This window comes from Wolbachia endosymbiont (group A) of Gymnosoma rotundatum (assembly GCF_947250765.1).
Lineage (GTDB): Bacteria > Pseudomonadota > Alphaproteobacteria > Rickettsiales > Anaplasmataceae > Wolbachia > Wolbachia pipientis.
In genome coordinates this window covers 23507-35561 of the sequence record NZ_OX366347.1, presented here as the reverse complement: position 1 = coordinate 35561, position 12055 = coordinate 23507, and the positions used below count along the sequence as shown (strand labels likewise).

Below are 12055 nucleotides of genomic sequence, written 5' to 3'. Positions count from 1 at the left end.
CATTGATTATAATTCTAACATGGACAGATAGAGATTCCAATTACGTTAGTGTTATGGGTGTTAATAAATTTTTAATATACACCTTTACAAAAGAAGAAATCAAATGGCATCTTTTTTTAATAAAGTGCTAATAAAAGGAACGGTCACATTTGACCCTATAGATTCATTATCTATCTTTTCTATAATTTTATCAATGCTATAGAAAGAACGTTCTATTCTTGCTAAAATATAATTAATCACTTTTAAATCAATTTTTAACTGTTTATCTGAAAATCGTTTTATTAGCATAATTCTTAATAATTCCTCGCTTGCAGGCAAAATTTTTACGCTGATAGTTGATAATATTCGAGAACTTAAATCTCTTAGTTTGAAGTTAAGCTTTTTTGGTGAAATTGAAGAAGTGATTAGCAGCCTCTTGTCGTTTTCTTTCATGTAATTGTAACAATGTAATAACATTGCTTCATCTTTAATGTTTTGTACGTCTTCTAAAATAAAAGCATCGCTATACCTAATCTCGCTTACGAAGTTATTCACATTGATAAAGATTGCATCGTTTATTGATTGCCAAATATGAGCAAGATGAGTTTTACCGGAGCTTTTAGGTCCAAAAAGAATCAGACATTTCCAAGATAAATCATTAACTACCGAATTATATACGTGCTTATTTTCATCTAAGATGATGTAATTTTGCCGGCTATAATCAGCTTGATTGTTGTTAAATAAATTTAATTGCACGTTGAACCTCTTACGTAACCTCTTTCTGGTAGTAATTTTTGCGCAGAAATTTACTTACGCTCCTCAAATGTGTCAGGTATTCTGGGCTCATTTCTCCTCTTACCATAAATTGATTATGCAAAAGGTCTGTTAGCCGTTTTTATAAAGCTCACTTTTAAAATATTTATTGATTGCATATTCTACTGATACATTGAACATTGCTATTATTGGAATAAAAAGTAATATACCTGTAAATCCAAAATATGAAGCGCATATAGTAATTCCCAGAATAATTACAGTTGGATGTATATGAACTTTTTTTCCTATTAATAAAGGAACTAATATGTTTGAATCTATTAATTGCCCAACACCAAATAATAGCAAAACAGCAGCACTTTCAAACCATCCACTAAATTGAGTGATAGCGCTCAAAAACCCAATAATGGTATATAATAATGGCCCTACGTAAGGTATGAACGTTAACATTCCTGATAAAATTCCAATAACAATAGAGTGTTTCAATCCGATTATGCTCAGGCTTACAGAGTAAAAGATCATCATGACAATACATACATTTACCTGCCCCTTTAGATAATTAGATATAATGAAATCCACTTTGAAAAAATAATCTGCAATTTTTCCCCTGTAAGGAATAGGGATTAATTTATTAGCTTTTTCTATAATTAAAGGCCAATCACGTAATATATAGAAAAACACTACAGGAGTAATCACCATTAATGATACCGTGTTAAAGCTTGAACTTAACACTTGGATTATAAAGTTACTAGCAATATCAAGAGCATTCATGAAATAAGATACATAGTTGCTGTAATTTTCTGCTAGATTTTTAGATAAGTGATCAAATAAGCTATCCTCGATTTTTATATTAAGAAATTCTAATACAGAGGGGATTACTTTAAGCTCTAATGAAGGCACTTTACTCACTAAGAAATTTAATATTGAAGTAATTTGAACATATATAATAGGTAAAACAAATGTTATGACTAGTATAAAAGCTATTAATAAAACAAGTATTATAAAAATTACAGAACATGAACGTGGTATTCTATACTTTTCAAACTTAATTACTAGCGGATTAAACAAATATGCAATAATAATAGATATTAAACATGGAAAAATCATAGTACGCATCAGGAATAACATCCCTATTATAAAAAGCAGTATGAAACAAATAGTTATATGACGTTTTTGCATGTGTTTAGCATAGCTAATTTACTGAAAAATATGCAATTTATTTTTCCTATGTTGAAAGTATTTTACGATTTGTAATACTATCGTTTTTTACTAAAATTTAGTTGTTTAATCCGCAGGCAAAGATAGATTTTGAGCTCTCTAAATATCTCTTTTGCTATTATAATTATGCTAGTTAATAGGGGAAGTAACTTTTATATGATGTCAGAAATTTTATTTTTCGGAAAGAATCTTGGATAGAGAGGAAAGCTTCTACAAAAAGAAATATGTGCGCTAAGAAATACAAAATAGCAGCATTAATAGTTGCAGCGGGAGTAGGCAGTAGATGCAATTCTACGATTCCTAAGCAATATATAAAACTGGCAGGTAAATCTGTTTTATTTCATACAATTAAAAGATTTCTGGCTAACCAATATATAGATTACATAAGAATAGCAATTAATAGAGACCATGAAAGTTTCTATGAGAAAGCTATATCACTAATTACAGACACTAAATTACTAAGCCCTGTATACGGAGGAGAAAACAGGCAAAGTTCAGTTAAACTAGGGCTTGAAAGCTTACAAAAAATTAACCCAGATTTTGTAGTTATACACGATGCTTGTAGGCCTTTTGTGTCAGATGTTCTGATAGATAACTTGGTTGAATCTATGATTAATGATCAATATACAGGAGTAGTTCCAGCAATAGAAGTTGAAGACACTATGTCATTGGTGAGTAATAGTTTTATTGAATCTACGATTTCAAGAGGAAAGCTCAGAGCCATACAAACCCCTCAAATTTTTAATTTCAAAGAATTATTATCATGCCATCAATCAGTCAAAGAATTTACTGACGATTCATCACTAATGGTAGAGCACAAAAAACATGTTGCGATTATTAAAGGTGAGAAAAGCAATTTTAAGTTAACCACAAAAGAGGATATCAATATGGCAAAGCTTCTTTTTGAAGAGCCAAAATTTCGTGTCGGAGCCGGTTATGATATACATAAGTTCATTAAAGTTCAAAATGGTGCTGAAAGCTTTATAAAAATTTGCGGTGTGAAAATTGAACACAACATGGCAATAGAAGCGCACTCTGATGGTGATGTTGCAATACATGCAATCGTTGATGCAATACTCGGAGCACTGGGATGTGGCGACATAGGAGAGCACTTTCCTCCTAGTTCCTCTGAATGGAAAGATTGCAATTCATCTCACTTTCTTGACTTTGCTGCTAAAAAAGCAAAAGAAAAAGGGTACAGCGTGTCTAATTTAGATATTACTATAGTTTGTGAAGAGCCTAAAATATCGCCTTACAAAGTAGAAATGAAGAAATTCATATCAAAAGCATTAGAAATTGATGATGAATTTGTAAATATCAAAGCAACCACTGCAGAGAAATTAGGTTATATTGGAAGAAATGAAGGAATAGCAGTGCATGCTTCTGTGTTATTGCATACAAACTTTTATTGGAAATAGAAACGAAAAAACTTACTTGACATCCTTCGCCAGCCCCCTTATCATGAAACTGAAGCTATTTATTTATCTTCTCTGTACAGATTAAATGACAAAAAAACTCACGTATCTGGTGTCCCATGTTTAATTTTTTGCACTATGTGCACCTTATGTCTTTATAAAACTTCTAGGTTTTTACCTAATATAAGCTAAAATGCGCTTATAAAGCATTTAAAACATAAAAAAACGCCAACTTAAAAAATGGATAGTGAATAACTAGCTACCCTAGGGTTTCTTTTGCCTTTTTTTCTGTTTAGTAAATTTCTTAATGTTTATAATTTAGATTAGTTGCGGCTTAAAAGCAACTAAATCGCGGTTATTAAGCGTTTAGAATAAAAAAACGCCATACTTGAAAGTATAATGTAAGTAATTAGCCAACCATGGGGCTTCTTTTGCCTTTTTTTTCATTTGGTAAATTTCTTAATATTTATGGCTAAACGACAATCGTCATCCCGCTACTTGTTAGCGGGATCTAGAGATACCGCGGCGGCATGACGTAGGACTGCTGTCATTCAAGTAGCTGACGCTGGAACCCAGCCTTGCTGTAATCTCATCAAGAACGTTGTGTTTTAACATAAGATCAGCCACTTTTATGCTTACCAACTTAATAAAATTCCTGGATCCAAGTAGTCAGGCTACTCGGATGACACCTTCACAAAGTGAAATGAGATCCCGCTAACAAGCAGCGGGATGACGGGAAAAGAGGTGCTAGAATGACACCGTTTACTATGTAACATCTCATCATATCACAATGTTCGTACAGTTGTGGCGGTATGACGTAGAAAAACTGTTAACTTAAATCTATATTGACATGTCCCATTTTACGCTTATCCCTAACCTCTTTTTTCCCATATATGGTTAAACTAGCTTTTTCGTTGCTCAAATACTTATGAGAATCATATATATCATTACCTATTATATTTTTCGTCATACAAGGAAAGCATAATACTACTTCCTGCATAGGTAGCCCGCATATTATCCTAACTAGCTGTTCAAATTGACTAACGTTACATGCATCCAAGCTCCAGTGGCAAGAATTGTGAGGTCTGGGAGCTAGTTCATTAACTAACAATTCGTTATCTTTAGTAACAAAAAATTCAATAGCCAGAATTCCTATTACATCAAGCGCATTTGCTATTTTCTTTGCAGCTCGTTGTACCTCTTGAGTTAATTTGCTATCTATTTTAGCTGGCACTGTTGAAGTATCAAGTATTCCATCAACGTGGTAATTTTCTGCTATAGGAAAAAAAGCTACTTTACAGTTTTTATCTCTTGCAACGACTATTGAAACCTCTTTCAGTAAATCAACACTTGCTTCAAGAATGTACTCTGTATTCCAATCAAAGGAAGCAAATTGCTTCACTTCAGAATCATTCTCAAGCACATATTGTCCTTTTCCATCGTAACCCATTTCTGTTGTTTTCAGCCTTATTGGATAGCCAAAAGCTCTACTGCTTTTCAGTAGCTCATTATAATTTTGTATACTCTTATAGTTAGCAGTTTTTATACCCAAGTTTTTAATAAAATCCTTTTCTCTCAGTCTGTTCTGCGAAATGTGTAACGCTTTTTTACCCGGATAAAAATTTACATCGATATCAATTGCACTACATGGAATATTTTCAGACTCAATAGTGACCAAATCCACACTCTGTGCAAAAGATTCAAGCGCTTTCTTATCAGAGAAATCTGCTATTGTGAAATCATCAGCAACAGAGCAAGCCGGATCGTCTTTAGCACTGGCAAAAACATGTGTTTTTTGTCCAAGTTTTGTTGCAGCGATAGCAGTCATTTTACCTAATTGTCCACCACCTATTATTCCTATTACTTTTTTGCTCAGCGCATCTGGTTCATTCATACTATAAATTGATATTTCCTAATTAAAGTATACTTGAAAAATCTATGAAAAAAGTATATAATTAAAATACTATTTTCTTATCATGAATATTTTATAATGATAGAATACACACTAACTACCAACTTTGTTGAAGTTACAGTTTTACCAATTTATATTGAAGAGCAATCCATTCCTTATGAAAATTGCTATGTATGGATGTATAACGTTAAGATAAAAAACAAAAGCCAATCAACTATTCAATTGTTAAGTCGTCATTGGCAAATAATAGATTATAAGGGCAAAGTAAATGAAATTGCCGGAGTTGGTGTTATCGGAGAACAGCCTGTGATAAAATCTGGAGAGGTATTTAAATACACAAGTGGAACATACTTAAATGTACCGTCAGGAATAATGCAGGGTAAGTATGAATTTCTGAATGAAGAAAGCATAAAAGTTTTTGAAGTTATGATACCACCCTTTTCTTTGGATAGTCCATACATCAAAACTAGACCCCATTAACTATCAAAATAGTTTGTTTGTAACTGCTCACTATTAGACTGCATTCTGTGATTTTTAGCAAAACACGATCTTTCATTTGAGCTTTCTTCAATTTAAAATAAATACAGAAACTAGCTATCTTCAAAAATATGGTTGAATAATTGTGTGTATAATTATTAATGCTTTCTAAGTGGATTTCTTATGGCTTTTTCTAAGTTTCTCGATCCAAAATTGGACCTAACATTAAAAAAAATCTTTGGAACGGAAAAAAATAAGAATATCCTGATCCACTTTTTGAACGATATTTTAGGGTTTACTGAGATAAATGCAATACAAGAAGTTGAGTTTCTTAGCACTATTATGGATCCCGAAGTTGCCTCTGATAAACAAAGTATTGTTGATGTTCTCTGCAAGGATTCTCACGGAAATAGATATATAGCAGAAATGCAGCTCGCTAGAGACAAGGGCTTCGAAAAACGCGCTCAATTATATGCCGCTAAAGCCTACTCAAGACAATTAGATAAATCTGGCAACTACATTGATTTAAAGAAAGTCTTCTTTATTGCTATATCAAATTGTAACTTACTTCCTGAAGAAGTTGATTATATCTCTACTCATAATATACGTGATATAAGAACCAACGGCCATTACTTAAAAGACTTCCAATTTATCTTTATAGAATTGCCCAAATTTTCAAAAAGTAAAGTAGAGCAGCTAGAAAGTACAGTAGAAAGGTGGTGTTTCTTTTTTAAATACGCAGAAGAAACAACAGAAGAGGACTTAAAAGAGATAGCAGAAAAAGCACCAATAATAAAGCTAGCATATGATGAATTAGACAAGTTTCGTTGGAACGAAAAAGATTTAGTAGCTTACGAAGAAAGAATAATGGATCTACGCAAAGAAGAAGCTATTCTTGAATACAGACTTGATCTTGCTGAAGAGAAAGGTATACAAAAAGGTATAGAGAAAGGGAAAATTGAAGGGAAAATTGAAGTCGCAAAAGCAATGCTGGCTAATAATGTTGATGTCAACACTATTGTTAAGTTTACTGGCCTTTCTATTAGTGAGATTGAAGAATTAAGTGGAAATCTGTGAACGGTTACGTTTATTTTTTATCCTTATCATCAAGTGTAAATAAGGTTATTGTAGAGATTAAACCTATTATAACTATTATCAACGAAAATGGGGCAGCTTCTCTATAGCGCTCATCGCTTACAAGTTCATATATTCTAGTTGATATAGTTTCAAAATTAAATGGTCTTATAATGAGTGTTGCTGTGAGCTCCTTGATAGTATCCATAAATACGAGCAAAAATCCCGATAATATACTCTTCTTGATGAGAGGGATATGAACATTCAAACATGTGGAAATAGGTCCGTGACCCATGGTATATGCAGTCCACTCAATTTCATTTGGTGTTTTTTTGAGCCCTGACTCTACCGCCTTGAAAGATATAGCAAAAAAACGGAATAAATATGAGTAAACTAATGCGCCAATAGTTCCTACTAAGCTAATTTCCACAACATATTGAGTAATGAAAGAGGATATTCTGCTTAAAAATATTATTATACTAATTGCGATAATTGCATTTGGAATTGCGTAGCCTAAAGAAATGAGACGCGCTATATTGTTGATTACCTTATTTTTACGCGCCGTATATCCAATCATTATTGCAATGCTAATTGAGATTAATGCGGTGATAAATGATAAACTAATGCTATTTGCTATTATGTTATAGAATCTTGCTTCGTATATGAAAAACCCCTTCTCTATGCTCCAATATATGAGCGGAATCATTGGCAAAATAAAACCTATTAATATCGGCAATACACACATAAGATAAGCAAAGATCAACGGTATAGCGCCACTTATACTCCGTTTGTTGTGATAATCTGAATTGGTATTGATTGAAGAGTAGGATATTCCTTTTTTTTGTAGTTTTTTTTCGATAGCTATTAGTGTTGCAACGAAAATCAACTCTGCAACTGCTAAAACAGTAGTTGAATATTTGTCATGCAGTAAAAACCAGGTGCGATATATTCCTGTCGTAAAAGTATCAATAGCAAGAAACTGTGGTGTGCCGAAATCTGTAATTACTTCCATTAGTACCAAAGACAACCCAGCTATAATTGATGGGCGTATGGAGGGTATGATGACAGAAAACAGGCTCTTCAATGAGGAGAACCCAAGTGTTGACGCAATAGTGACTGAGTTACTAACATTCTTTAGACTTGAGCGGACTAACATATAAACGTATGGATATAGGCTGAATCCCATTACTAATATTCCACCACCTAGGGATTTTATTTCAGGAAACCAATAGTCACCTTTGCTCCACTCTAAAATGTCTCTTAATGAGCTCTGCACCGGACCTGAAAACTCTAGTGTATTTACATAGACGAACGCTACTATATATCCAGGAATCGATATTGGAAAGAACAAAGCAATCTCAAAAATTTTACTTCCAGGAAATGAAAAAAATGTGGTAAGCCAAGCTGGAATTACTCCAAATATAAAGGATATTCCCCCCACTCCTATCATCAAAATTAACGTATTCAGTATATATTCAGGGAAAAGTGTGCTGATTACCCATCCGGAATTTGCTGTATCTGTAAATAAGATTGATATTAATGATAATATTGGGCAGACGAATAATATGCTTACTAAAAATAAGAATATATTTTTAAATACTCTTAAAAACATTAATTTGAATCTATATTTTATATTAAAATGTTATATGTAAAAACTGAAGATATCCAGTAATTAACAGCCGTACTATTGAATATCTTGATAATCTCATATATTATACTTTAAGTTTATAGATTAGTAACCATGAGCTTCGTCATTGCAACTTTCTATCATTTTGTAGAACTTTCTAATTATTATGACATGAAAGACGAAATAAAAGCTGCATGCAACAACGTTGAGTTAAAGGGCACTATACTCCTTGCAGAAGAGGGTGTTAATGCAACAATATCTGGTGAAAGAAACGCAATTGATAAAATATTCGATTTTCTACGTTCTGATTATAGGCTAAGGGACCTTACATGGAAAGAGAGTGCAGCAGAATATCAACCATTTAGCAAGATGAAGGTAAAATTAAAAAGAGAGATTGTGAATCTTGGTGTAAGCAATCTTGATATTTCCCTTAAGGGTAAATATGTTGATCCAGAGCATTGGGATGATTTTACTTCTCAACCTGACGTTTTAGTAATAGATACACGAAACGAGTATGAAGTGAAATTAGGCAAGTTTAAGAATGCAATTAATCCACACACACAATGTTTCCGTGAGTTTCCTCAGTGGACAGAGTCATTTTCTGAGAGTAAAGACCTGAAAGTGGCTATGTACTGCACTGGTGGGATTAGATGCGAAAAATCTACAGCATATATGAAAAGCCTTGGATTTAGTGATGTTTACCATCTTAAAGGCGGCATTCTTTCTTACCTTGAAAAAACTTATAATAAAAATGGTAATTGGAAAGGAGAATGTTTTGTTTTTGATGATAGAATTGCTGTTGATAACTCACTTACTCCAAGCAACACAATAAAATGCATATTCTGCTCAAATCAAGTTTCAACTGATAAACTGAAATCAGTTCCACGTGGCCAAGTGGTTTGTTCTGATTGTAAACTTCAGTGTTATAGCTATAATAAATAAAACATCATACTGCTGCAGTTGTATGCACGTTGTGATTTGAGAGCAACCTCTACCAGAAAGGGTGTCATGCCAGTGCCCAGACACTGGCATCCAGGTTCTTTTTTTCTAGATTCCAGCGTCACACGCTGGAATGACAAAAAGCTGATTTTTAACGTAGATAATGGTTATGCAAGAAGTCTACTTCTTACCCTTAATCAACTCCAAAGCCTTCTTCAAATCTATGCTTTCAATATCTGCACTCTTGCCCAAAGCAACGTTTGTTTTACCGCATTTTATATAGAATCCGTACCTACCGTTGCAGATAAAAACTTCTTTTCCCTTTTCATTAACCCCGAGAGATTTTAACTCTTTGCGTGGACTGTTTGCAATAATTTGTATAGCTTCGCTCAATTCTGTATTCAGCACCTCTTTGGAGCTTTTCTTAAGAGAAAAGTATTTACCATCATAGAAAATATAGTATCCAAATCGTCCAAGGCCTATTTTTACTTCCTTTCCGGTTTCAGGGTGTTCTCCGATTACTTTTGGCAAGGAAAGTAACTGAGTAGCGGTGCTCAGATCAATCTCATTAACATTTATATCTTTTGGTATGGAAACCGTTTTTTTCTTTTTTAACTCGTTATTAAACTCCAGATAAAGTCCAAAAGGACCCTTTTTGATCATCACTTCTTGGTTTGTTATATCATCTATACCTAAACTTTTTGGATATTCTGAATTGTCGTTACTGCCCGTAATTTCTTTTGTATGGTTGCATTCAGGATAGTTAGAACATCCAAGAAACACCCCGGCTTTTCCAAAGTTCAATTTCAATATGCCACCTAAGCAAGCAGGACATTTCGTATTCACCTCTTTTTTTCCTTCTTCTGAACAAAACCAATCGATTACCAAATCGTGAATGCCGCTGAAAACTTCATCATGCGTCATTTGCTTGACAGAGTTTACATGACCAAAAAATGGCACCCAAAAGTGGCCTAATTCTTTTTTCCAATCTGCATGTCCATTTGAAATTAAATCAAGCTTTTCTTCCATTTGTGCTGTGAAATCATACTCTACACAACGCTGAAAAAAAGTTTCTAAAAATATAGTAACGATTTTACCACGACTGCTTGGAATAAACCTTTTGCTATCCAATGAAACGTACTCACGATCTTGTAATACCGAAATAATTGTTGCATAAGTTGATGGTCGACCTATACCGATTTCTTCCATTTTTTTAACGATACTTGCTTCACTATAACGAGGTGGCGGTTGAGTGAAATGCTGTTTTGGCTCAACTGAAATCAACTTACACGCTTCCCCTTCCTTCATGGCAGGTAGCAGACCTTCATTTTCGGCTTCCATGTTATCTTGGTAGACTCTATAAAAACCATCAAAGAATATACTCGATCCACTTGCTCGCAGAACTACTTTTTGATCAGTAGAACTAATTTCAACTACCACTTGATCAAGAATCGCTGATTCCATCTGACTTGCAATGGTTCTTTTCCAGATTAAATCGTACAACTTAAATTGCTCTGGCGTTAAGTAATCCTTAATACTACCCGGCGTTCTATTGATATCAGTTGGACGAATTGCTTCATGTGCTTCTTGAGCATTTTTGACCTTTTTTACATATTTACGAGGAGACTGCGGTAAATATTTATCACCATATAATGACTTAATTGACCCTCTAATTGAGTTTATAGCCTCATCTGCAATATGAAACCCATCTGTACGCATGTAAGTTATCAACCCTACAGTTTCACCACCAATATCGATACCTTCATATAAATTTTGCGCTATGCGCATAACACTTTTCACATTAAAATACAGTTTATTCACTGCATCTTGCTGAAGACTTGAAGTAATAAACGGAGGAAGCGGGTTTCTCTTAACTTGCTTGCGTTCTACTGTGCTTACAGCATATTGCCTTGACTCAATCTCCCTGACTAAGTTCTTTGCTTCTTCTTCATTCTTAATATCAAATTTTTCTAGCTTTTTATTGTCATAGTGGCTTAGCATAGCAAAAAAAGCCTCATCTTTGCTATTTTGCATTTCTGCCTTTATGCTCCAATACTCCTGTGTTATAAACTTACTAATTTCATCTTCTCGTTCGCATATAATCTTTAATGCAACAGACTGCACTCGCCCTGCAGACTTGCTCCCCGACAATTTTGTCCACAGCAGTGGTGACAAGCTAAATCCAACTAGATAATCCAAAGCTCTACGTGCTTGTTGTGCACGCACTAAATCCATATTAATTTCACGTGGATTTTTTATTGCTTCTTGTACTGCTCTTTTTGTTATCTCATTAAAGACTACTCTATAAATGTTGTTTTCATTACTGATTGCTTTCTTTTCTTTTAATGTCTCTATCACATGCCAAGCCATTGCTTCCCCTTCTCTGTCTGGGTCTGTTGCAAGATATATATCTGATGTTTTGCTTGCGGCTTTTACTAACTCTTTTATATACTTTTCTGCTTTTTCAATGGTTTCATACTTTATAGCAAAATCATTATCCGGATCGACAGAACCGTTTTTTGCTGGAAGATCTCTCACATGTCCAAAGGATGCAGCTACTTTGAACTCTTTACTCAAATATTTACCTATTGTCTTTGCTTTCGCAGGTGATTCAACTATTAATAATGCCATATTGTTAATTAT

10 protein-coding genes are annotated in these 12055 nt (G+C 33.7%); 4 read left to right on the top strand and 6 right to left on the bottom strand.

What is annotated here, in order from left to right; all coding sequences use genetic code 11:
- Positions 1–99: 99 nt before the first annotated feature.
- Together OOK97_RS00125 and OOK97_RS00120 are read right to left on the bottom strand one after the other, a co-directional pair.
- Positions 100–735 (bottom strand): DnaA ATPase domain-containing protein, encoded by a 636-nt coding sequence (locus OOK97_RS00125; RefSeq protein ID WP_006280257.1) that lies wholly within the window; start codon positions 733–735, stop codon positions 100–102.
- Positions 736–864: 129 nt separating this feature from the next.
- Positions 865–1929: an AI-2E family transporter gene (locus OOK97_RS00120; protein WP_182320516.1), complete on the bottom strand. Its 1065-nt coding sequence runs from the start codon at positions 1927–1929 to the stop codon at positions 865–867.
- 263 nt (positions 1930–2192) lie between these two features.
- Here OOK97_RS00120 and OOK97_RS00115 point away from each other — a divergent pair, with 263 nt between their 5' ends.
- On the top strand, positions 2193–3386 hold the full coding sequence (locus OOK97_RS00115; RefSeq protein ID WP_010963060.1) for a bifunctional 2-C-methyl-D-erythritol 4-phosphate cytidylyltransferase/2-C-methyl-D-erythritol 2,4-cyclodiphosphate synthase: 1194 nt from the start codon (positions 2193–2195) through the stop codon (positions 3384–3386).
- A gap of 826 nt (positions 3387–4212) precedes the next feature.
- Here OOK97_RS00115 and OOK97_RS00110 read toward each other — a convergent pair.
- Complete coding sequence (locus OOK97_RS00110; RefSeq protein ID WP_264705320.1) at positions 4213–5277, bottom strand: 5-(carboxyamino)imidazole ribonucleotide synthase; 1065 nt, start codon at positions 5275–5277, stop codon at positions 4213–4215.
- 96 nt (positions 5278–5373) lie between these two features.
- Between OOK97_RS00110 and apaG the strand changes: the two genes are divergently transcribed.
- On the top strand, positions 5374–5775 hold the full coding sequence (apaG, locus tag OOK97_RS00105) for a Co2+/Mg2+ efflux protein ApaG (protein WP_007549064.1): 402 nt from the start codon (positions 5374–5376) through the stop codon (positions 5773–5775).
- A gap of 180 nt (positions 5776–5955) precedes the next feature.
- Positions 5956–6849, top strand: a complete 894-nt coding sequence (locus OOK97_RS00100; protein WP_264705319.1) for an Rpn family recombination-promoting nuclease/putative transposase — start codon at positions 5956–5958, stop codon at positions 6847–6849.
- A gap of 10 nt (positions 6850–6859) precedes the next feature.
- Here OOK97_RS00100 and OOK97_RS00095 read toward each other — a convergent pair whose 3' ends face one another.
- Complete coding sequence (locus OOK97_RS00095; protein ID WP_264705318.1) at positions 6860–8458, bottom strand: ABC transporter permease; 1599 nt, start codon at positions 8456–8458, stop codon at positions 6860–6862.
- 129 nt (positions 8459–8587) lie between these two features.
- Here OOK97_RS00095 and trhO point away from each other — a divergent pair, with 129 nt between their 5' ends.
- The gene (trhO, locus tag OOK97_RS00090; RefSeq protein WP_264705317.1) at positions 8588–9415 is read left to right on the top strand and encodes an oxygen-dependent tRNA uridine(34) hydroxylase TrhO; all 828 of its coding nucleotides are present in this window, start codon (positions 8588–8590) and stop codon (positions 9413–9415) included.
- On the opposite strand, the gene OOK97_RS00085 is transcribed toward trhO, so the two are convergent.
- Together OOK97_RS00085 and topA are read right to left on the bottom strand one after the other, a co-directional pair.
- Positions 9403–9537, bottom strand: coding sequence for a hypothetical protein (locus OOK97_RS00085; RefSeq protein WP_255407365.1), 135 nt, complete (start codon positions 9535–9537; stop codon positions 9403–9405). The two genes, trhO and OOK97_RS00085, sit on opposite strands and share 13 nt — an antisense overlap.
- Positions 9538–9592: 55 nt before the next feature.
- A complete protein-coding gene (topA, locus tag OOK97_RS00080; RefSeq protein WP_264705316.1) occupies positions 9593–12043 on the bottom strand; it encodes a type I DNA topoisomerase in 2451 nt (816 codons plus the stop codon).
- Positions 12044–12055: the final 12 nt, after the last annotated feature.